This is a genomic window from Enterococcus sp. S53, assembly GCF_016516865.1.
GTDB classification, from domain to species: Bacteria; Bacillota; Bacilli; order Lactobacillales; family Enterococcaceae; genus Enterococcus_D; species Enterococcus_D innesii.
In genome coordinates, this window is record NZ_JACVUH010000001.1 from 144,379 (window position 1) to 166,757 (window position 22,379).

Here is a 22,379-nt window from a genome sequence, read left to right on the forward strand (position 1 = left end):
AGTTCTGAAAACCATTTGAAAGTAAGTAAATTTATGCTATATTATTAATGACGTTTGAAATTTGTTGAAACGAGGAAAAAGAATGAAATTAGCCGTTGTTACTGACAGTACAGCTTATCTGCCGGAACGGATCAAAAACCATGAAGATTTGTTTATCATACCGATCCCTGTTATTTTAGATGGAAAAGTCTATAATGAGGGCATCGACATTGAAGCTGATGAGTATTACGCTTTGCTGAAAAACAGCAAAGAATTCCCAACCACTTCTCAACCGGTACTAGGTGAAGTGTTAGCCTTATATGAGTCATTGAAAGATCGCGGTTACGACACGATCATTAGTATCCACTTATCAAGCGGTATTTCTGGATTTATCGGAACGCTTTATGGAATCACCGATGAAATCGAAGGCGTTCAAATCATTCCTTACGATTCGAAAATCACAAGTATGCCGATGGGCCACATGGTAGAAACCGCTCTTGATCTGTCAAGTCAAGGCAAAACCGTAGAAGAGATCATTTCCCATCTGGACACTATCAGAGATAATACCTATGCCTATCTGATCGTGGACGACTTGAATAACTTGGTTCGTGGCGGTCGCTTAACCAATGGAGCAGCCTTAATTGGCGGATTATTAAAAATCAAACCGATTTTGACTTTTGATCAAGGAAAAATTGTGCTTTACGAGCGCATTCGTTCCAGTAAAAAAGCATTCAATCGCGCGGAAGATATCATTGGTCAACGGGAGCAAGAAATCGCATTGCCTGTTAAATTTTATGTAATCCATGCCAATAATTTAGAAGTAGCCAAAGAAGAAAAAGCAAAGCTACAAGCGAAATACCCAAATGCAGAAATTGAGATTGGTCACTTCGGACCAGTTATCGGCACGCATTTAGGAGAAAAAGCCATTGGGATCGCTATTTCAGCGCAATAATTTTTATTTTTTCTATGTTTATCACGCCATTATCTTTTCAAGACGATGTATGTAAGAACCAGTTAGACGTTTGTCTAGCTGGTTCTTTTTTCTGCTTTTTTGAGATTCGCTTGTAAAAAATCACACAAACTCGTACAATAGGATCAAAATGAAGGACTGACAAAGGAGGAATTGCTATGAAGTGTTCCTTAAGAAGGTGGCAAATGAGCGATGCGCAAGATTTAGCCCATGCGTTAAATAATCAAACCATCCACGATTATTTACGAGATGGGTTGCCATTCCCCTATACGGTCGCAGATGCACAAGCCTATATTCGATCTGTGGAGGAAGCAGAATTTGCCTTTGCTATCACTGTGGATGATCGAGCTGTGGGGAGTATTAGCGCCCTTCGCAAAGAAAACATCCATTTTAGAACAGCTGAGATAGGCTATTACATCGCAGAAGAATATTGGGGAAAAGGCCTGATGACCAGAGCTGTTCAGCAACTATGTGACTATATATTTACTACGTCAAATATTGTTCGTATTTTTGCTGAGCCTTTTGCTAAGAATCATTCCTCTTGTCGCGTGTTGGAAAAAGCAGGCTTTGAGTTGGAAGGAATTCTACGAAAAAATGCGCAAAAAAATCACCAGCTGTTAGATATGAAGCTCTATTCGTTGATTCGTCAAGAGGAAGATGCGCAGGATGACAACAATCAAAAAGGAGATAGCCTATGAGTGAACTGCAAAAGTTACCAAATGTTGGACAGGTTTTAGCGGATCATTTTGTTAGGATCGGTATCAATACCCCGGAGCAATTACACGCCAAAAAAGCCGAAGCGGTTTTTCTAACGATCCGCCAACAATGCGATGCGGGGGCTTGCCTGCATATGCTTTATGGCATTGAGGGGGCGATCCAAGGCATTCCCAAAGCCCAGCTCACAAGTCAGAGAAAGCAAGAATTGCGCCTTTTTTTCAATCAATTGAGTGAATAAATCAAGGCGACATAGCAAAGCACTTTTTTTAGAGGCTTCTTTTTTAGAAGCTCCTTATCAAGGTGCTTTTTCTATAGACTTCTGTTTATGTTGTCTATGTATAGTAGAAAAGACCTTTTGCTTGTTCCAGAACCGCTTCCTTATTATACTTACTCTATCTAGTAAATTACTAATTTACTAAACAAGGAGTGAAAATAATGAAAATACCAGAAAACTTGAAGCATAAACCTGTCATTAAAGTAGAAGACTATGATACTGTTGACGGAAAAAATGCGTTACATACAGATGCAAAAGGCCTTTCCCTCGGATTGGCGCAATGGAATGATCGCGGGAAAGTCGATATCTCCGGCAAAGTCTGGCGCCATACTGGTGAAAAATGGTCTCGACAATCCGAAGAATTGCCGCTTACGAGAATTTTGGATCTAGCGATCTTAGTGGCTCAATCCAGTTTGTATTTTCAAGAGGCCTATCGCCATGAAAAGTTTTACGATCCTGAAAATCCTTTGATTGAAATCATTGGCCTACAAGGAAATCGCATGACCGTCGAAGTAGACACCGAAAATCCTAAAATCGATGAAGACATTCTGCTTTTCTATGATTCCTTGCAAAAAGATGGTGAGCTATACGGCGAACGCTTCAAAATCCTGAAACGGCTTTTAGATGAGCTAGGTTATTAAGAAAAGGAGCAGATTGCCATGACACAACATCAACCATCTTTTGTCGTAACGGAAGGACGCGCTTTTAGTAAATTAGAACAAACAATGATTTGGAAAAAACCACAAAGTCATCAGACCAGTGATGAAGAACTACGAATTGCATCAGAGATCGCGTTGAATTGGACGGATCCAGAAATGAAAATTTTCAATGTGTTGCTGGAAGGCGATGCTGGGTCTGGTAAAACTCAGTTGGCAAAGGCACTTTCTGCCGACCTGCAACTGCCCTACACCAAAATCACCTGCTTTGCGGATATGGATAAGTCAGATGTGTTTGGTGCTTTATTACCAGTGATCAACACCGACCAAGAAGAAGATAAGGACTTGCTGGATGCGATTTATCAAAGTGATTGTTTTGAAGATGTCTTGGCGTTGATCCAGCGGCATTTTTCCCTGACTCGTGAGCGGGCACGGGCGAAATTTGCGGAACTGATCGAGCGGATCGAAACCAGCGATCAGCAACCAACGATTCAATACAAGTTTTATCCCTCGGAAATCGTACGGGCGCTGGAAAAAGGTTATTTGCTTGAGATTCAAGAGCCAACGGTCATTCGTGATGCTTCGGTACTAGTGGCCTTAAACTCTGCTCTTGAACAAAATGGAATGCTGAATATTCCCACTGGCTTTGTTCGTCGGCACCCTGATTGTGTCGTAGTCATCACCACGAATCGGAATTACCAAGGCAACCGCCCCTTGAACGAATCCTTGCGAGATCGGATGCAGCATGCTGAAAAAATGGATTTACCTGAGCTGGCAGTCATGGTGCAGCGAGGCATTGCCAAAACCAATTATCCAGATAAAGCAACAGCCGAGAAAATGGCTGAGATCATTCGCTTATTGGATGTGACCGCTAAAGCCAATGCCATCAAAGGGGTGGCGGGCATGCGTTCCTATTTTTATTGGCTAAATGCAGTCAAACAAGGACAAGATCCCTTTACAGCAATTGATAGCAAAGTGCTCTACAAAATCACGACCGATCCAAATGAGCTTGCTCTTTTACAACAGGCGCTAGAAGCTTCAGGGTTATTGGCGCAATTGCGGCTTTTGTTTTCTGGACAACCGTTAAATGCCTTTAAAGAACAAATCAAAGGACGCCGAATCAGCAGCGAAGAGGCGGACCAGCGCAATGTAGTGGAAGAAGGCACGACCGTCCTAAAAAATGAACAAGTCCTTGAGACCCCCAATCAAGAAACTGAGGCGGAAACGATGGAAACCAGTGATTCTGACAAACAAGAAGCGAAAAACGCAGCAACTGAGGCGATGTTTTCAGAAGAACTAGAACGCAATAGTCATGATGGCCAAGCAAAAGCTGGGAGTGAGACACAAGAGGCAGGTCCTACTGCTCATTCTTTGTCGATCGAAGCGTATGAAACCCAGGAAAAAGAAAAGAAAACCACGGCATCAAAGGTAGCACGACAAGCATTAAAAGAATCGATCCATGCCAAAGAAGGGCTGATCGTTCATCGACCACCCGTCGATTTAGAAAAAGCGGCTGAAGCCCAGCAGCGTTTGCAGCCGTTGTTGCCGATCGTAGAGTCATTGATCAAGCAAACCCAAGAAGTTTTGGAAAACGAACAAGCTTCGGCATACAGTAAAGGTAAGTACAGTGGCACACGCTTTGATGCCAGTAAGGTCGCGTATCAAGATTTTCGGACCTTTGACAAGAAGAATCCACCTCACGAACAGCCTTCCTTAGCTCTCGCTTTGCGCATTGATGAATCAGGTTCGATGATTAGAGATGATCGGATACAGTATGCGCAACAGGCGGTCTTAGCGGTGAATGCGTTCGCGGAGCGTTTATCTTTGCCATTGATGATTTATGGCGATACAGCAGATGTGACCGCTCGTGAAAAGACCTCGCTTTTTGCTTACAAAGAATTTAACGAAGGTTTTGAATTTGTGCCAGAGAAACTCATGACAATGAAGCCTCGGCAAAATAACCGTGATGGGGCAGTCTTGCGCGTACTAGCTGAAAAGCTCGCTCATCAGCCGGCAACTACTAAATTACTCTTGAATATCAGTGATGGCCAGCCAAAGGCTCTTCCTGATTATACAGGGGTAAAAGCCAAAGAAGATATTCAGCAGGTGATCGCTGACTACGAACGACAAGGGGTGCTGTTTCTGGCAGCTGCCATTGGCCAAGACAAAGAAGTGATCAAAGCGATTTATGGGGAAGAACGCTTCATTGATCTTTCCAATCTAACAGAATTTCCGCAGCGTTTGTTGCAGCTACTGACTAGGTATTTGTAATAGACAAAAAAGAGTGTAGGCCGAGTGCTGCATTCTTTTTTGTCTATAATTATATTATGTAAACAAGATGGTGTTTGTCTAAATTCGGAAAATTCTGTAAAATAGATGCCAAAAGGAGGAGTACTATGGACAAATGGCGTTATTTCTATCCTTACCAGTTTGGCTGGCACGCAGCTCTTCGCAGGCGCAGTTTACTAATGAGTGGTTTATTGGCTGTTTTCTTGCTGATTCTTACCATCTTTGCAGAAAATTGGCTGTTGTTTTTTCATGACTGGTTGCAGTATGAATCAAATAACAGCGAAATCCAGACGGATCTCACCTATGCCAGTTGGATTTTCTTCTTGCAATTGTTGCGCGTTGCGTTAGGAATGTTAACATTGGGATTGATCAGTGCTTTTTTGTGGCAGTGTAACCACATGTATCATTATCACTTAATCGGTGAGGAAGATCAATCCCTGCATATACGTTTATTATTAGGACAAACACCTTTACTGGTCACGTTGGAAGAACTTGTCTTTATCACCATACAAAGCACCGTCATTTATGTAATAGGATTTGTCAGTGGTTTGTGGCTTTGTAAAAAAGCACTGCATGATTTTTTCGGGTTCTTTCATCTTCCCGCAGGCTTTACATTTGATCTTCCTTTTAAGCGTCTATTCCTAGTTCAACTTAGTGTGCTCTTGTTGCTTGTCGTGTTACGTTTCCGCGGTACAAAGAGGACGGTTGAAGAGATTCTCGTTAACGGATGCCCTAATGGGTGAGGGAATAGGCTGCCTTTATTTCCCTCTTTCAAAATGCGAACGTATGTTTTATAATAAGTGAAACAAGACAAAGGTCGTGAAATTGTGAAGACATCCTTAACTTTAGAAATGGAAGAGGCACTTTATTATTATTGTCGTGAAAACAGTGATATTGTGGTAGAAGAGGTAGTCATGCCCGACGATCATGGCATCGTGGATACCTTAAGTTGTCGCTTGACGGCAGAAAACACCTTTGAATGGCGTTGCTATGAACTAAAAGTCAGTTTGGCAGATTTTCGCTCAAAAGCAAAACTATCCTTTATTGGGAATTATAATTATTTTGTCTTACCCAAGGCATTGTACGAAAAAGTCAAAGATCAGATTGCTCCTACAATTGGTGTCTTGGTCTATCATGCGTTTCTTGAAAAAGAAACGGGCAGCAAAGGGTATTTCAGTGTCGAAAAGAAACCCCAACGGCAAGAGCTGCAGGTTCCAGAAAATGCCTTATTGTTTCGGCTGATTTCGGCACAAGCAAGAGAAGTCGGCAAAGCAAAACAGACTGCTCGAGGATTGCGGGTATTTTCAACAGAACGTTTGTACCAAGAACTGAAGAAACGTCAGCCTGAGTATGACTTGTTCGGTGGTGGGGTCAATTACTATGATCGATTTATTGAAGATACTCAGCTACAAGCGATCGAAGCGTTGAAGGAAGAATTGGCCGCTACGAGAGCAGCCTATGAAGCGCTGGAAAAACGTTTTTTATCAGGCGAGTAAGAAGGAGAGAAGCAGATGTACTTCCCATATATTCGTGGCAAACAATTTGATTTGTTGGCATTAAAAGCTTTATTGGAACAAAATCGCTTATCAGAAGCGATCCAACCGATCATTGAACCGGTCAAGCAATCAAAAACGTTCTGGACAACCATCGATTTATTTCAAAAGAAACAACATCCTTTTTATTTGATTCGCAATCCCCAGGCAGGGGCTTTTCTGACGGCAGAAGGGTTATCAGAGTTGCGAAATGTTGCTGGGCCTAAAGCAATGATCGTGGATCGTCCCATTGAAACAGTGGAAGAAAAGCCTGACCTTTGGATTGTTCATCAATCGGATCAAGCACTCGCTAGTGATTGGCGGGAAAATACGCTGCCGGTGTTGGTAGGCAAAGAGTTTCGTTTGTTAAATAAAATCAACGGTCCCAAGCTACTGATGGAAGATCCTTTCACACGTTTACCCAAAAATAGTTTCTATACAGAATGTCTTGACGAAGGATTTTCAAATGCCCATCACAGTTATCAAAAATTGGGCTATGCGGGTTTTAGTGATTTTTCTGTCGATAGCAAAATTTATTATGAGCACAGTTATCCCTCAAAGCGGTTGGTTTTGCATTGGATTTATCCAACAACTGAGCAAGCATTGCGTATCGCTCACTTATTTTCTGAGGAAGAATTACCAAACCAGAAAGAAAAGTTTTTCCAAGTCATGGAGGCTTTATTGCAGCACGAAGAGCAACATCCTACCCAAACCGCTGGTCTGCAACTGTTAGTTGCTGCTTATCAGCAAGGCTCATTTCCAGGCATGGGGGTTATCCGAAAAGCTGCCGTTATGAATCACTTGGAGCTCGTCAGTCGACTTATTTAGTTTCTATAAGATACGATTGTAGGTTCTCAGTCAGATCCTGCCACTTTAGTTAATCGTACAAATTGCCTTGATTGCACCATATGATTTCAGGATAGCGATAAAATCAGGGAAAAGGAGTTGGCACTTATGGGAACAAAAGATAGAGAATATTATCGAAACGAAGTAAAAAAATCTGAAAAAAACAAGAAAAACCTGCTTATTCAACGTTTAAATCAACTAGCATTTGTTTTGGTCGTTTCGATCATTGTTCTTTTGGCGATCCTGTATTACATAGTTTGAAACCTTTCGTAGCTGTCATTACATTATCGGCAGCAATAGGAAGAAATTGTACTTAAATGACTGTGATCCCTTGATTAGGACTCGCTATGGGAATCTGATCCGTTAGGTGAAAACTAAAAGCAATGAAACGTTTCTTGTTTATCGTTGCTGGTTTATCTGTGATCAAGATTCCCATAGGCTATATAGTTAGAACAAATTTGCTGGGTTATGTACGAATCATTACGAGTCATTTCTGATAAGATCGTTAACAACGATTCATTGAGTGATTCATTGAGATTGGCCAGCAGCTGCAAACAAAGTTTGAATTCAAAGATTCAAGGATCAACAAGATTAAATATAAACGTTGCATTTCGTTTCACTCGTAGAAGAAACAAAAATCAAAAAACTATCGCTCAAATGAGCATTTATTTTTATTATGCTGCCAATTAGCTGAATTTGAAGGAAATAATCATGAATAAGAGGGAGGAGAGCCGTAAAATTACCAGTTAAATACGGTGTTCGAAAAATTTTCTATTTTAGTTTACATAATATATAGTGTACCGTATACATAAAAATGCAATTCTGAATGGCAAAAAGGTTACTTGTTCATTCAAAATTGCATATTTTTCTGTTCAACAACCTAATTAATGAATAAAAATTCATTTTTGTTAACAAAGTTGTCGAAAATTTCAGTTGTGTGTAAATATATTGTAGCATTTTTTAGGTTTGTTGTCAGGATTGGACTAAATACCTGAACCAATATTCAAAAAAAGGTAGAATCGTTTTGTCAGAGTAGGCAAGGCGTTGATGATACTAAAGTGTATTTGATCTTGTATCTATCGGTTTTTTAGCATTCAACGTAACTACCTAGCATTTCTTGAAAATGCCGAAATGGGAGAGTGCCGAGATAAAAATTCAAGATCACAGTTTTGATAGAGAAAGGGAAGGTGAGTATATAATCATTCAATTGGCATGCTATTGTATTGCTAATGGCATGAAAAGAGTATATAATCTAATTGAGGTGATTTATATGAAAAATATGGTTCAAGCAAGAATAGAAAAAGAATTAGCAGAAGAAGCAGAACAAATTTTGTCAGATTTAGGTCTAAATAGAACAACTGCAATCAAAGTCTTTTACCAACAAATCGTTTTAAATCAAGGATTACCTTTTGAGATCAAAAAACCTTATCAACCGAATGAGGAGACAGTTGCTGCAATCAATGAAGATTTAAGCAACCAAAAGAGATATACTGATTTAAACGAAATGTGGAACGATTTAGAGGATTAGCTCTATGTATAAAGTTGTCTTTACGAATCGTTTCAAAAAAGATTATAAATTATGTATGAAAAGACGATTGCCTGTTGATCAACTCCATGATATTGTAAATCAATTGCAAAAGGGTGATGAATTAGAAGCAAAGCACAGAAATCACATTTTAAGTGGGAACTATGCAAAATGTATGGAATGTCATATACAGCCTGATTGGTTATTGGTTTATGAAATAGTGGGAAATGAATTATATCTATTGAGGACTGGCACACACGCTGATTTATTTAAATAACTTTGATTAAGGTATGGGAGATAAATTCTTTCATACCTTTTTTATTGGAGGTGAGGGAGTGAACTATGCAACGATTGAAGCCCTAGAAGCTGAAAAAGACGATTTATTAAAATCAGTTATTCGAGAATTGGACAGTAATTATGAAGGTATGAAAGAATCAGTGAGACAAGATATATTAGATAATGTGATGTTATATCTTCAAATGCTTTTTGATCGAGTGTCAGGTGATGATTACACAGACGTTCATTTTGCTAATTCAATAGATTATCAATTAATTAGTCAGTTTTCTAGTCAATTCAATGATTGGTACGAAGAACATTATAATGCGAATAAAATTAATGAACTTAATAAATAATGAATGGAGAGAATACTATGCCAGTAAAATTTTTAGTTCCAGAAAATGAAATGTTTGGTCGTTTAGAATTTGGTAGTTACAACGAAGACAAGAATGTTATAGAATTTCGAGGGAGACAACGGGAAGTAACGCACCGTTGTTTTTCTGTTTTTTCAGACAAGTTGGGTGGTATTGATGTATTTGTTGACGCAACTGTAGGGAACAAAGTATTTGATTATGAAGCACCTGTTGAGTTAATCAATCCACGCCTATTCATTGGTGGTGGGGTCATTCAAGGAAACAATCAAGGTAGGAATCAACAAACTTATTCAGAGTGGACGGTTTATGCTGAAGACATTAAGAAAGTGGGGGCTTAATTTATGAGAATCAAAGATGAAGATATTAAAATCAATATTCCATCAACTTTTGGTACTTTAAAATTTATGGGATTAGCTAGAATCAGTGAAGAGTACGTTTATGACGAAGAAGAAGATCGTCGAGTGTCTACTGGTGAATTATTAGATCGTCGTTATGAAGTGAGAAGTTCAGTACAACGTGATTATTTTCAAGTAATTGTTCCACCAAATGTAGAACTCGATTTACCTATGAATTCTGAAGTCGAATTAATCAATCCAGCATTCAATGGTTACACTTTAGCACGTGGGAATCGTGGTGAAGGGGGTATTCGTGTACTTGCTGAAAACATTGTTCCAAAACGTGGGGGCTTACCTAAGAAGGAAGAACCTAAAAAAGAAAATGACAAGCAAGGTTGATAAAATTTAGAAAAAATAGTCCTATAAAAAAACATATGGGTCTCTATTAATCCAAAAATAATCACAAAGTTTTGAAATTTTAAGTCTTGATAAATCAAGAAAAAAATATTGAAATCACCTATACCAATTTTATTTCACAATCTTATCTCTTGAATCCCTTGGTAATAGGGCTACTTGATTTAAACAACCTTATGTAAACTAGCTTTTAAAATAACAAAGAATGGAGTGGTGCAATGATTCAGCATAGAGAAACCTTACGATCGGCTCAACAAGTTTTTTGTCATACAGCGATTTATTGTTGCAATGACGTGATTAATTTATTAACTAGAGTTCAACGAATTGATGGACGTGATCCAAAAGGATGTTCCACAATTGCTAATCATTTAGTTGAAATTGAAGATCAGCTAAATGTTGCTAAAGCACAAATTCATTATATTCGTAACTTATATGAAAGATAGGTGATTGAATGGAAACTACTATTTCTGTATATATTTCAGATTTAAGTCGCTTTGAATATGATGGCTTGATTGTCGGAAAATGGTTCACACTTCCTGTTTCTGAATCAGATGTGTTTAATCAACTAGAAATGAATGCTGATGATAGTTATGAGATAGAAGATTGGGAATCACCGTTTCGTTTTTATGGTAGGGAGTCGCTAGATGAATTGAATCAATTAGCTATTTTGATAGAAAATGCTGGAAACAATCAAGCGTTGTTCTATTTAGATGAATTAGTTGAAAAAGGAATGATTTCAACCATTCCTGAAGGTTTAGAAAAATTAACTGAAGGTAAAATCCAACATTTTTCTGAAACACCTTTGAATAATTTTTTAGGGATTGTTTATCAGATGGCTGATGGCTCGTTTATTGGTATTAAGAGATAAGGGGGAACGTATGAGTGTAAATGCAGATTTAATGACAAGAGACAAAACTTTTCGGTATCAATTACTAGATAGAATGCGAATTGATATAGATTATTGTAAACGACAAATAACTGGATTTAAGGAAGATCAAACGTTTGAAAATAAGAACGAATGGTCTTCCTTTTTGAATAATCATTTATGGGGTGGTACAGAAACACATTTTTCCACTATGAAAGGTTTATTAGAAAGTTTTTCTGAAGATGAATTACCTGAATGGTATTCTATTCAACAGCTACAATCAGATAAACGTGAACTAGAAGAAATATGTGGTATGGAATTAAGTTAGGAGAGGAGAGAATGACGGATTTATCAATAAAAATTTTCGTTGTTGAAGATACGCAATATAGAGAAGGTCAAGCAATGGGGGCATGGTTTGAATTGCCTGTTTCAAGAGCTGTCATAGCTGAAAAGATAAATTTACAAGGGCAATATGATGGCTTTGAAATTCTTGACTATGAAGCACCTTTTTTGATTGATCCTTTTACACCAATTGAATTTCTAAATCATGTTGCTACTTTGTTTGAAGAATATAAAGGGCATGAATCGTTAACTTATGTAAGTGAACTAATGAATTATGATATTTTTAAAGACTTTGACGAAGCAATGCAACGACTTAATGATATTGAAATACATTCGGAGATCACTTCTTTTGTGGAATTTGCACAATATTTCATTGAGGACAATGGTTACTTATCAGGACTACCAGAGCTAATAAGAAACCATATAGATTATGAAGGCATTGCTGGGGTATTGCGGAATGAAAAACATTTATATCGAATGTCTGATGGTGTAATTGTGGAAGTCCATTGATTAACATATGATCCCGTAGAAATGGTGTGAAATATCGAAGGAACAAGTGACTGATATTTTATAGCATTTAGAGGGCAAACGTGAGCGATAGCGAATGTACAGAAAGGGCGTGAGACTTATTGTTTAAAGGTTATAGGATTAGAAAATATCACAGCAAGATATTACTTATACTTCTTTCAGTCGTTCATTTGATTGTTGGAATAGTGTTAGGTCTGCTGTATTACTTTTTATTTTATGAAAAATTGGAATTAGTTTTGTCGTTGGTAATTTTAGTAGGTGGTTTATTCCTATTTGAAATTGCCTTTTTTGTTTTGTGGCGTCGATCCAAAATGAATGGATCGTTTTTAACAAGCCTGAAGCATATGGATTACTTAGGTAAGATGGTTATGAATAATCGTATGTATGTTTCAAAAAAAGTAACTGCTACAAATGGTAGAGCAAAAGAGAAGATCGTTTATTTTCCTAAAATTTATTATCGTAGAAAAAATGGATATATTACCGTTCGTTTTCCTACTGATTTACAAGCAAATCAAGAACGATTTCTTAAAATTGGAGCTAATTTAGAGCATGCTTTTTTTGGTGATATGGTAGCAATTGTCAATGAACAAGATTACATTCGCTATAAATTGCTATATTCACCAAAACATGCAAGATTAAATGTTGAAAAAATTAGTCTATCAGAAGGGCAAGTTCCGCTAATGAAAGAATACAACTGGAACTATATTAAATTCCCTCATGCGTTGATTTCTGGAGTCACTGGTGGTGGAAAGTCCTTCTTTATGATGTATCTTTTAAAAGTCTTTGTGGCATTAGGTTTCAAGTGTGAAATTTGTGATTTTAAAATGGCGGATATGTCATACTTTCAAACAATTCCTTCTTTTAACGGTCATGTCTTTGATACTAAAAATGGCATTGATATGTGTATTCGTAAGTTTAGAGAAGATATGGAAGAGCGTAAAGTTGAATTGAAAGAATTGAGTGGCGGTCAGTCTGGACTTGATTATCGAGATTTTAAAATGACACCACGAGTCTTGTTTTTTGATGAATATGTTGCTTACTTATCTTCTCTTGATTTTAAAGAACAAAATAAAATTATGGAAAATTTGAAACAGATTATTTTACTAGGTCGTCAACTCGGCTTTTATTTGGTTATGGGTATGCAACGTCCTGACGCAAAATTTTTACCTGATGGTATGCGTGATCAATTTGGTTTGCGTGTCACTTTGGGGAAAATGCAACCACAGGGCTATGCTATGGTTTTCGGTGATTCGGACAAAGCATATAAAGATCAAGGGGAAGAAGTGAAAGCGTGGGGATATGCTTATAGTGGTGGTTCATATGTGCGTCAGTTATTCGCTCCTCTTGTTCCAAAAGGCTATGATTTTGTTCAAGAAGTCGCTACGTTGCTAGGTGAATCCACGTCTGCGTCCGAGACGGAGTCTCAGGCGGTAGACGTAGCAGACGTGGATTCACCAGCGATCAATACTGAAGCGAACGATTGACAAAATAATTGACCCCCCCTTTTCTAACAGGGGGGTAACTAGCCGAAGGAAACTGACCATTAAACCGTAATGAATCTTGATATAAAAGCATTTTATAAAAACTAACGTGACACTTTTTACCTTTGAACGTGGGTTTTGCGGTGTCACGCTTCAGTGAGGTGAAACATGAGTATAGTTGCGGTATTAGGTGAAGCAGTAAAAGAAACAAGGAGTAAGCTAGGTTATTCTCAAAAAGAATTCGCTAATACCGTTGGTATTTCAAAAAGTACGCTAGTTCGTTTGGAAAAAGGTTTGACTGAAACAAGTGAGAAAAACCAAAAGAAAATTTTGGATAAATTAGCAGAATTGGATCGAAAAAAATCGTTAGAGATTTGTTTTGACTATGTACGAATTCAATTTCCTACTAGAGATTCAAATTTAATCTTTGGAAAAATACTGCGAATGAAACAAGAATATTTTAACAATGAAACGACTGCACAATTCGGTTATATCGAGTGTTTTCGTATTGATATGATTAAAGTTTTGCGTTGTGCAGAAAAGGACAATCGAGGTATGTTAATTGAATTAAGTGGTCGTGGTTGTCGGCAATTTGAAAGTATCTTGAAAGCTCAAAATCGTACTTGGATTGAGTTTTTCCAATTATGCCGAGAACATAATTGTCATTTTACAAGAATTGACGTAGCAATCAATGACTATGAGGAGAAAGTAAGCATACCAATGCTTCTCAATAAAATATTTAATCAGGAATGCGTTCCTAGATTTCAAGAGTATAGTTATCAATCATCTGGTTCATTTGCAAATAGTGAGAATCAGGGAACAACAATCTATTTGGGTTCGCAAAGTTCAGATGTTTATTTTTGTTTTTATCAAAAGAATTATGAAGTCGCTAAAAAACAAAAAATTCCGGTGGAAGAGGTGGATATAAAAAATCGCTATGAAATTCGAGTAATGGACGATCGAGCAGAAGAATTAATTCGCAAGATTTGTGAACTAGGCAATGTTGCTGAAATCGTTATGGGATTTGTCAATTATCAAATACGCTTTATTGATAAAGTTGACGGTGTGAGAAGGAAAGATTGTCCTATGAATCCTGAATGGAAAAATTTAATCGGCACTGCTAAACGTATTCCTTTGACGGTTGCTCCTAGAGAAGATTTCTATGAGAAAAAATTGAACTGGCTACGGACTAAGACTTCTGCAAGTATGAAAATTGTACGTGAAGTTGATATTTTGGAAGGCACAACGGAATTAGAGGACATGATTGAAAATGCAAATCTGACCGATAAGGACTACCATATCATTGAAATTCGAACTGGTAGACCGCTAGATTGGGTTATTTAAGGAAGTGGGGCAATGAATGCTAAATTAAAGTTGATTAAGAAGGAAACATTGAACGAATTTTTACTTCGTCAAGGCTTCTCTAAAACAAAAGGAGAGCCTACTCAACAAGATTATGAAGATTATTTTCGAGTAGTAGAATTGTTACAACGTGATGATTTACCTTTTACACCAAGTTTACCAGTCATTTATGAAAAAAGATTAAGTGACGTTACTACGTTGTATGTTGAGAAAAAAATTGTTCGAATGTCAACTTCTCGATCACTATATGATTTTTATAAAATAAGAAGGATTAAGTCATTTAATAGTCAAGAAATAAAGGTTTATGCAAGTGATCTTTATTATACAGATATGCTTCAAAAAGTAAGACAATATTTTAATTTTCTTGAAAAGGGGAAAAGGGGGTTCAAATGAAGCTCAAATTTAAGCGTAAAGAAAAAAATCAAAAATTAAAAGTACCGATGGCCAAAAAGCGAGTGAATAGTAAATTTCTTGCTTTTTTTGTTTGGTCGCTTTTAGGTCTTTGGTTCGTATTCAATATTTTGTCGTTTGTCCGCATGAATGGTGTAGTTGCAATCAACCGAGATTTGCATAAAGAAATTAGTCAGTTAAAAAAATCAAACTTGAATGAAAATTTATTGAATCAAGATAGTGCTTTAGATACTTTTTTGAGACGTTTTTCTACAAATTACTTCAACTTAACAAATGACGAACAAGCAATGGAAAATCGTGTAAATGTCTTAAATAATATGTCTGCCAATGGATTAACTTTTGAAGAATTACGACTTCCTGAAAATCAGCGTCAATGGTTAGTAAATATTTCAACATGGAAATATCAGAACTTTAATTCCTATGGTATTGCTACTTATAACGTGACGTACAGATTTTCTGAAGATGATCGAGAAACTTCTTACTCTGTTGCTTTTAATATTCCAGTTATGCAAGATAATGACCAATTTGTCGTTGTATCTGAACCATATATTAGTAACTTTGATATAAATTCTCTAAATGGCAATGGTGAAAATCTAGTAACAGATTCACTAAGGGCAGAACAAATTACTGATCGAGCAGATGTTGAACAAATTACAGGATTTGTCGAACAATTTTTAACTATCTATCAATCAGGTGACTTAGAACAACTGAAATATTTAATGAATGAACCACAAGGTCTGAACGGTGAGTTTGAGATTCTACTTGAAGATTTGAAAGCGTTCGGCTTAAAAGATGAACCTGTTGTTGATTTATCTGTTCGTTTGAAGCAAAAAGACTCAAATATATCTTATAAACAAAAAATGAAATTGAAATTAGGATTACGAGATCAAAAGTATTTTGTTGAGAAGTTTCAACAAACACTAGATCAATTTAATGAATAAGAAAGAAGGAAAAATTATGAATTTACCATCATTAAAAGGAATTTACGAATACTTTCAAGGTGAAGTTGGGTATGCAGTGATTATCGGATTGATTATTTTTTGTGGAATCAGTGCTTTTAAACGTGATACTTCAAGAGCTATCGTTTCTTTAATTGCGTGTGGCATGTTCTATGTATTTGTTCAAAATCCTGAAGGAACAATTATTGCTTGGATGGAAGGTTTAACCAATTTATTAAGTGGGAGATAGTTTATGAAGAATAATCGAACGATTAATTACACTGGTGTTATGTATGCACCAACTACGTTTAAAATTTCTTTTTGGAAAATAAATTTGCCTTGGACATTTCGTTTAGATACCACAATGATTTTTATTTTTACTTATCTTGTATTTAATTTTTTATTCAAGATACCTGTTGAATTTTCTGGAAAATTATTTCCTAAATTAGATTTAGCTGTCTCATTGGGAATTCCATATTTAATTACTATGTTCTTGATAGGCTTGCCTTGTGATGGTAAGCCTATTTGGTTATATGTGTGGGATCTGACTGTCTATTTTATTCTAGAAAAAATGCCGAGAAAAATATACAATCACGAACAGTCTATTGAATTATTGGAAGAAGAGGTTGTATTTACTTCACTAGAAGTGCTGGACGAACAAAGGGGGGCAACGAATGAAGTTAACATTACCGCAAAAAACAATTCACAAAAATTTATTGCTAACAAGTAAGGGTGATATTTGGGCGTATTACAAGGTTAGACCTAAATATATTGCCAATCAAAATACAGAACAAAAAGAACAATCAAAAGAATTATGGGCGTATCTAATTAACTCTTTGAAGGATTATAAAGATTTTCATTTAGAACTTTATCCACCTGAACGAGATTTAACAGCTCAATTTCATGATTTGGAAGATGATCTTGCTACGGATAATAAAAAAATAGGTCAATATTATGCAAAAGAAACTGTTCGGTTACTTGAAAATGAAATGGGCATGATTACACATTCTTCTTTTGTTTTAGGTGTCAAACTGAAAGAGAATCAGTATGCTGATGATTTAAAAGAAGTATTCAAAGATACCTATGAGCAAGTCACTAAGCGTTTGTTTTTAGCTTTAGGTTATGACATGGAAACTGATTCAACTTTTTTTGATCGTTATGAACCAGCAGAGGAGAATTTATTTTCTTTGCTTCGAGTCGGAAAAGTCATTCGGTTGGAAGAAGATGAAATGATCTATTTGAATCGATACAATTTTATTCGTGATATTCAGCATTCTATGGAAAAAGAAAGTCGTCATGAAACGATTTTTGAATTGTCGGATTCAATTCTTGATCCAACAGAGCGTGCTGGTTTCATTAAATTACGAAATTTTGATGGTGATAGCTACGTCAGTTTTCTTCCAATTGCAGAATTTCCAGTGAATTTTGCAAATAATCACTTATTCTCGCTGGCACAAGAAATGAAATTCCCTTGCGAATTACACGTCAAAGCTCATTTCGAACAAGCAAATGGAATCAGTGGTTTAAAAAGTAAGGCAAGTGGAAAAAATAGAAAGTTTAAAGTGAATACAAAAGAAGCAGTTCAAGATGGTGATAATGTCAGAAAATCGCTAGTTCAGAATCGAGCAGTTTTACAAATCATGCAAGATGATTTAGAAGTTGGTACACCTATTTTACGATGGTTTGCTTGTTTTGTTGTGTACGGAAAAACACTGGAAGAATGCAAACGTCATGGTGATACATTGAAACAATTATTAGGTGTAAGGAATATAAAAGTTTTTCGTCCTTTAAGCGATCAATTGGAACTTTTCTATAAATTATTACAAGGAGAGAGCGTCAATAATTACAAAAAGTGGATTCAATACAGTAATAGCTATGGATTAAGTGAAATGTTATTTGGTGTCACCAATATGATTGGAAATAATAGTGGTTGGTATATCGGACGTGTAGACGATACGAAATCTAGTAAAGATCGTTCAGTGTCATTATACGGATCACGAAAAATTGTGTTACTCAATCCGCTGGCAACCAATCAAAACATTAAAAATTCAGTAACCGCTAGTCCACATATCACGATTACTGGGCAAACTGGTAAAGGAAAGTCTTACTTAATTAAACTACTGTTTTATTATTTGTCTTTCCTGAAATTGAAAATTTTATATATTGATCCTAAGAAAGAATTGCGTCGTTGGTTTGAACGTGTGATCCACGATCCAATCATGCAAAAAAAATATCCAATGTTTATAGAGCATTTAAAATCTTTTCATTATGTCACTCTGGACGCTAGCAAGAAAGAAAATTGGGGAACATTAGACCCTATTGTATTTTTGAAAGGTATGGAAGCGAAGGAAACAGCAGAAAGCATGATTTTCCAGTTATATGATACTCGTGACAAAGATCATATCAAGTTAGCAATCATTCGAGCGATTCGAGAAGTTATTTTACAACGTGAGCGTGGTGAGAAGGTCGGTTTATTAAATGTCATTCAGCTTTTAATAGAATCTAAACAACCTGACATTGCAGCTGCTGGCGAATTGCTCTCTGAATTGATTGAGGACAGTATTCTTCGCTTAGGCTTTAGTTGGGGCAAAAATGATGGTGTTTCTTTAGAAAGACGTGTCACAATCCTTGAAATTAGTGGATTGGAATTACCAAAAGAAACAGATGATCCAGAATATTATTCAGATGTTGAACGAAAATCTATTTGTTTAATGCTTCCATTAGGGAAGTTCTGTGAAATGTTTGGGGCGTCTAATCCTGAAGAATTTACTGTAGAAATTTTTGACGAAGCATGGATTTTCAGCGTTGCTAAAGGTGGAAAACGAGTTTTGAAAAGCATTAAACGTGTGGGGCGTTCCATGAGTAATATGTGCGTGCTTGTCACACAATCTATTTTTGATGTATCTGACGAGGAGAACAAAGGACAAGATGGGGTTATTTTTGCATTTGACGAAGCCAGTGAGCGAAAAGAAATCTTGGAACATATGCAAATTGAAGATACTGAAGGCAATCGAAAATGGCTAGAAAGTATGTTACAAGGTCAATGTTTGTTTAAAGATATTTACGGAAGAGTTGGCAAAATTACTGTTCACTGTCTATTTGAAGAAATGGACAAGGCTTCAGAAACCATTAAGAAAAGTACGTCTGGAAGTATCGAAGAAAAATATGCAGTCATATAGAAGGGGAGTGAACCTTTGAAACAATCAAGAAGATATTTATTGTTTGCCTTGCCTATTGGAATGTTGCTAATGATTTTCTTCTTTACTCAAACAGTATTTGCTGATGTTGTTCTTGAAAAAGTTTCTTCTCTTTTATCTGAACAATATGATCTCGATAGCTATAGTAGTTACTTAGATTCCTCTACTGGCTTTACTGGTTTCATGTTTGGTGATACGCAACCGAACATGATTAATGGGATAGCTAATCTTTTATTTTCCTTGCAAAAGGTCGCATGGTCTGTTGTAGATGTTGCTTTAAAACTTATGTTTGAAGCTGACGCTTTGGGTAAGCTATCAGGAATAGTTACTTCACTGTCCGAAGCTCTGTGGAATGAATTTAAAGCAAATTTTCTACCAATTCTTTTAGTAATTGCTTTAGGTATGATTGCCTTTAGCTTTTTTATCAAAAGCAGTATACAAGCCTATAAAGAATTTGCAAAACTACTATTTGTTTTATTCGTTAGTATGCTTTGGTTTCAATCTGGTGAATCTATATTGAATACGTTCAATAATATTTCTAGTGATATTCAAGTTAGTGTAATGTCTGTTGCGAATCAAACAGATTTTGCAAATGAGGTTGCAAGCACTGATGGGGATATGACTGATAGTGTCACCGTTATTCGAAATATGTATTTTGATACTTCTGTTCAAAAGCCTTATTTTTTAATGAATTATGGTACTGCCAATGAGAATGAAATCAATGAAAACTATGGTGATTCAAGAGAATATTTAACAGAAGACGCTAGCAATGAAGACAATATCAAAGAAATCGAAACAAAAATTAAGCAAAATGATTCAGATAATCCTTTTATTACAACAAATAAAGTGGGATATAAATTGACTGTTTCATTCTTTTCAATGTTCTCAACTGTTTTGTATGGTGTACCTTTATTTGTCATTGCTTTTTGCAACTTGCTTTTACAATTAGCTGCTTTAGTTCTATATTATGCGTTACCTGTGCTAGTTTTATTAAGCATTATTCCTCGATACAGTAACGCAATATTGAATGGGATTGTGAAAGTGATTAGTCTGTTACTTATGAAAGGTTTGTTAGGTTTGGCAATTCTGATCGTTTCTTTCATTTCAATTGGGGTCGATCTATTGTTTGAACCGACAAATGTAGGCGTGTTTATCGTCAATATTATTGTAAAAGGTTTGATTTTAATTTTTGGCTGGAAATATCGAGACAAGATTATTCAGACTTTGACAAATAATCTTGTACAAACCACGACTCCTAAAGCAATACATGAAGGCTTTAACAACACAAAAGAACGAATTCAAGAACGTGTGAAAGAAATTAAGTATAAGACAGGTTCTTCTGAAGACTCCAGTAGTATTACTACGGAATATCCAGATGTTGCTACAGTTGAAACAGGATCATATTTCAATCAATTTGAGAATATGTCTCGAAGTCAACAAGCGGTTCAAACAGAAATAGAAACTGAAGCCGTAAAGACAAATCAAAAGAATCGTGACATAAAACAGGAAGTGGTTACTTCTGAAGGCGAATCACAAAAAGTAAATGAAACGAAAACAGAGGTTTCTAACGAAAAGGAATCTGTTTCTAGTCATTTTGTTTCAAATTCTAATGATCAAAAAAATGAAGATATTCATTCAACGCCGATTCGAGAAGAACAGGAAATCGAACTCACACCGATTATCAATCATTCGCAAATAGATGAAAGTATGGTTTCAGCAGAACTTCCAGTCATAGAACGTGAACAAGAAATACATGAAACGGAACATATTGTTTCAGATTCTACACAAAGCGATTCTTCAGCGATTCCTGAATCTACGGTTAAAGAACAAGAGATTAGAGTTGAACAATCTGTTCAGACGGAAAGTGTTGAGGTATCAAATGAGTTAGATCATTCCTATGATCTATCGGAAGTAGAAAGACAAGTTGATTTTGATGAAAGATTAAAACAATTACGGTCTGATAAAAAGTGGGTGGTCGAATGAAAAAGACATTAATAATTATTTGTTTATATGTTGGGATTTTTCTAGTTTTTGTTTTAACTTTAGGCTTTTCTGGTGAAGAAAGTTTATCAACTGGTTCTCAAAATGTTGAATATACAGGAGAATTTACAACCGAACTACCAATTTTCAAAGAAATCAAAGGTAAAGGTAATGTAACAGATGAAGTGGCACAATTAGCGGTGGGAGTAGGTGTGAAATATCGCCTTCTCCCTTCTGTTGTCTTAGGACAATGGGCTTATGAAAGTATGTGGGGAAGATCATTTTCTGCTAAAAACGATAACAATTTTTTTGGTATTACATGGTTTCAGGGTGCGCCCTATGGAAAAGGTTCTGCTCGTGGAATCAATGGCAGTGAAGGTGGAAATTATGTGAAATTCCCAAATATTCAAGCGTCTTTCTCTTATTATGGTCATATGATTGCTAGTCAAAATAATTTTAATCAGGCAGTTGGTGTTACCAATCCACGAGAAGCGTTAGTTACTATTGGAAATGGTGGCTATGCAGCTTCTGGAATTGGAGAAGAAAGTCCTTACTTAAAAACTGTGCTGAATTTTATTGATAATGAAGATTGGTCTGAATATGATAAGTTCGCACAGCAACGCTGGGGCAGTGGGGATCAAAATTCTCGTGAGTCAGAACAAATGGTTAGTGGTGGTGGAACAATTCAAATTTTAGAAAATACACTTGGACAAACACTTAACAATGGTGAATGTTATGGACTAACTGCTTTTTATGTTGAAAAATTGGGCGGTCCAATTATGATGGGATCTGGTTTCTTATTTGCTGAACGTATTGGCGAAGACTATGATTGGGATTCGTTGGGTTGGTCGGTCATTATGAATCCAAAAGCAAGTGATTTAAAAGCTGGTGATATTGTCAATTGGCAACATGGAGGAACATTAAGCCCAGGGATTTATGGACATACTGGTGTGATTTATCGAGTAAATTCAGATGGTTCTTTTGATACTTATGAACAAAATGCTGGTCAAGGTCGAATAAATGCTAAGTACACAAGAACGTTCGATATGACGAAAATTAGAAGTCTAGTAAGGAAAAATTAAGGGAGT

Annotated in this window: 27 protein-coding genes; all 27 read left to right on the top strand. The window is 36.4% G+C overall.

Annotated features, from left to right (window positions below; translation table 11 throughout):
* Nucleotides 1–82: 82 nt before the first annotated feature.
* The 27 genes from IAE45_RS00705 to IAE45_RS00835 all read left to right on the top strand — a co-directional run bounded on the left by IAE45_RS00705 (nucleotide 83) and on the right by IAE45_RS00835 (nucleotide 22,373).
* Nucleotides 83–931, top strand: coding sequence for a DegV family protein (locus IAE45_RS00705; RefSeq protein WP_005235946.1), 849 nt, complete (start codon nucleotides 83–85; stop codon nucleotides 929–931).
* A 176-nt stretch (nucleotides 932–1,107) separates the two neighbouring features.
* Nucleotides 1,108–1,647: a GNAT family N-acetyltransferase gene (locus tag IAE45_RS00710; protein ID WP_200124457.1), complete on the top strand. Its 540-nt coding sequence runs from the start codon at nucleotides 1,108–1,110 to the stop codon at nucleotides 1,645–1,647.
* Nucleotides 1,644–1,904, top strand: a complete 261-nt coding sequence (locus IAE45_RS00715) for a TfoX/Sxy family DNA transformation protein (protein WP_200124459.1) — start codon at nucleotides 1,644–1,646, stop codon at nucleotides 1,902–1,904. The genes IAE45_RS00710 and IAE45_RS00715 overlap by 4 nt, the downstream gene beginning before the upstream one ends.
* A 197-nt stretch (nucleotides 1,905–2,101) precedes the next feature.
* On the top strand, nucleotides 2,102–2,581 hold the full coding sequence (locus IAE45_RS00720) for a DUF6530 family protein (RefSeq protein WP_005235941.1): 480 nt from the start codon (nucleotides 2,102–2,104) through the stop codon (nucleotides 2,579–2,581).
* A gap of 18 nt (nucleotides 2,582–2,599) precedes the next feature.
* A complete protein-coding gene (locus IAE45_RS00725) occupies nucleotides 2,600–4,867 on the top strand; it encodes an AAA family ATPase (protein WP_200124461.1) in 2,268 nt (755 codons plus the stop codon).
* 125 nt (nucleotides 4,868–4,992) lie between these two features.
* Nucleotides 4,993–5,628, top strand: coding sequence for a hypothetical protein (locus tag IAE45_RS00730; RefSeq protein ID WP_200124463.1), 636 nt, complete (start codon nucleotides 4,993–4,995; stop codon nucleotides 5,626–5,628).
* A gap of 84 nt (nucleotides 5,629–5,712) precedes the next feature.
* Complete coding sequence (locus tag IAE45_RS00735) at nucleotides 5,713–6,381, top strand: hypothetical protein (RefSeq protein WP_060791926.1); 669 nt, start codon at nucleotides 5,713–5,715, stop codon at nucleotides 6,379–6,381.
* 15 nt (nucleotides 6,382–6,396) lie between these two features.
* Nucleotides 6,397–7,245: a sce7725 family protein gene (locus IAE45_RS00740; protein WP_200124465.1), complete on the top strand. Its 849-nt coding sequence runs from the start codon at nucleotides 6,397–6,399 to the stop codon at nucleotides 7,243–7,245.
* Nucleotides 7,246–7,371: 126 nt separating this feature from the next.
* The gene (locus IAE45_RS00745; RefSeq protein WP_189372271.1) at nucleotides 7,372–7,524 is read left to right on the top strand and encodes a hypothetical protein; all 153 of its coding nucleotides are present in this window, start codon (nucleotides 7,372–7,374) and stop codon (nucleotides 7,522–7,524) included.
* Between the two features lie 862 nt (nucleotides 7,525–8,386).
* On the top strand, nucleotides 8,387–8,791 hold the full coding sequence (locus IAE45_RS00750) for a type II toxin-antitoxin system RelB/DinJ family antitoxin (RefSeq protein WP_200124467.1): 405 nt from the start codon (nucleotides 8,387–8,389) through the stop codon (nucleotides 8,789–8,791).
* A gap of 4 nt (nucleotides 8,792–8,795) precedes the next feature.
* The gene (locus tag IAE45_RS00755; protein ID WP_200124469.1) at nucleotides 8,796–9,065 is read left to right on the top strand and encodes a type II toxin-antitoxin system YafQ family toxin; all 270 of its coding nucleotides are present in this window, start codon (nucleotides 8,796–8,798) and stop codon (nucleotides 9,063–9,065) included.
* A 58-nt stretch (nucleotides 9,066–9,123) separates the two neighbouring features.
* Nucleotides 9,124–9,420, top strand: coding sequence for a hypothetical protein (locus IAE45_RS00760; protein ID WP_200124471.1), 297 nt, complete (start codon nucleotides 9,124–9,126; stop codon nucleotides 9,418–9,420).
* A 17-nt stretch (nucleotides 9,421–9,437) separates the two neighbouring features.
* The gene (locus IAE45_RS00765) at nucleotides 9,438–9,776 is read left to right on the top strand and encodes a DUF961 family protein (protein ID WP_200124473.1); all 339 of its coding nucleotides are present in this window, start codon (nucleotides 9,438–9,440) and stop codon (nucleotides 9,774–9,776) included.
* 3 nt (nucleotides 9,777–9,779) lie between these two features.
* Nucleotides 9,780–10,172: a DUF961 family protein gene (locus tag IAE45_RS00770; protein WP_200124475.1), complete on the top strand. Its 393-nt coding sequence runs from the start codon at nucleotides 9,780–9,782 to the stop codon at nucleotides 10,170–10,172.
* 233 nt (nucleotides 10,173–10,405) lie between these two features.
* A complete protein-coding gene (locus tag IAE45_RS00775; protein WP_200124477.1) occupies nucleotides 10,406–10,630 on the top strand; it encodes a hypothetical protein in 225 nt (74 codons plus the stop codon).
* Nucleotides 10,631–10,638: 8 nt separating this feature from the next.
* Nucleotides 10,639–11,055 carry an antirestriction protein ArdA gene (locus tag IAE45_RS00780; protein ID WP_200124479.1) on the top strand — a complete coding sequence of 139 codons (417 nt, stop codon included), beginning with the start codon at nucleotides 10,639–10,641 and terminating at the stop codon, nucleotides 11,053–11,055.
* Between the two features lie 10 nt (nucleotides 11,056–11,065).
* Complete coding sequence (locus tag IAE45_RS00785) at nucleotides 11,066–11,380, top strand: LPD11 domain-containing protein (RefSeq protein ID WP_200124481.1); 315 nt, start codon at nucleotides 11,066–11,068, stop codon at nucleotides 11,378–11,380.
* 11 nt (nucleotides 11,381–11,391) lie between these two features.
* Entirely contained in the window at nucleotides 11,392–11,904 is a 513-nt protein-coding gene (locus tag IAE45_RS00790) for an antirestriction protein ArdA (RefSeq protein ID WP_200124483.1), read from the top strand.
* A 119-nt stretch (nucleotides 11,905–12,023) separates the two neighbouring features.
* Complete coding sequence (locus tag IAE45_RS00795; RefSeq protein ID WP_200143113.1) at nucleotides 12,024–13,406, top strand: hypothetical protein; 1,383 nt, start codon at nucleotides 12,024–12,026, stop codon at nucleotides 13,404–13,406.
* A 165-nt stretch (nucleotides 13,407–13,571) separates the two neighbouring features.
* Entirely contained in the window at nucleotides 13,572–14,747 is a 1,176-nt protein-coding gene (locus tag IAE45_RS00800; RefSeq protein ID WP_200124487.1) for an XRE family transcriptional regulator, read from the top strand.
* Between the two features lie 12 nt (nucleotides 14,748–14,759).
* Entirely contained in the window at nucleotides 14,760–15,158 is a 399-nt protein-coding gene (locus IAE45_RS00805; protein ID WP_200124488.1) for a hypothetical protein, read from the top strand.
* Entirely contained in the window at nucleotides 15,155–16,117 is a 963-nt protein-coding gene (locus IAE45_RS00810) for a conjugal transfer protein (RefSeq protein ID WP_200124490.1), read from the top strand. The genes IAE45_RS00805 and IAE45_RS00810 overlap by 4 nt, the downstream gene beginning before the upstream one ends.
* 16 nt (nucleotides 16,118–16,133) lie before the next feature.
* A complete protein-coding gene (locus tag IAE45_RS00815) occupies nucleotides 16,134–16,364 on the top strand; it encodes a TcpD family membrane protein (RefSeq protein ID WP_200143114.1) in 231 nt (76 codons plus the stop codon).
* Between the two features lie 3 nt (nucleotides 16,365–16,367).
* The gene (locus tag IAE45_RS00820) at nucleotides 16,368–16,844 is read left to right on the top strand and encodes a TcpE family conjugal transfer membrane protein (protein WP_200124494.1); all 477 of its coding nucleotides are present in this window, start codon (nucleotides 16,368–16,370) and stop codon (nucleotides 16,842–16,844) included.
* Nucleotides 16,789–19,293 carry an ATP-binding protein gene (locus IAE45_RS00825; RefSeq protein WP_200124496.1) on the top strand — a complete coding sequence of 835 codons (2,505 nt, stop codon included), beginning with the start codon at nucleotides 16,789–16,791 and terminating at the stop codon, nucleotides 19,291–19,293. Before IAE45_RS00820 ends, IAE45_RS00825 begins: the two co-directional genes overlap by 56 nt.
* A gap of 15 nt (nucleotides 19,294–19,308) precedes the next feature.
* Nucleotides 19,309–21,294, top strand: a complete 1,986-nt coding sequence (locus IAE45_RS00830; protein ID WP_200124498.1) for a CD3337/EF1877 family mobilome membrane protein — start codon at nucleotides 19,309–19,311, stop codon at nucleotides 21,292–21,294.
* Complete coding sequence (locus tag IAE45_RS00835) at nucleotides 21,291–22,373, top strand: glucosaminidase domain-containing protein (protein ID WP_200124499.1); 1,083 nt, start codon at nucleotides 21,291–21,293, stop codon at nucleotides 22,371–22,373. The genes IAE45_RS00830 and IAE45_RS00835 overlap by 4 nt, the downstream gene beginning before the upstream one ends.
* Nucleotides 22,374–22,379: the final 6 nt, after the last annotated feature.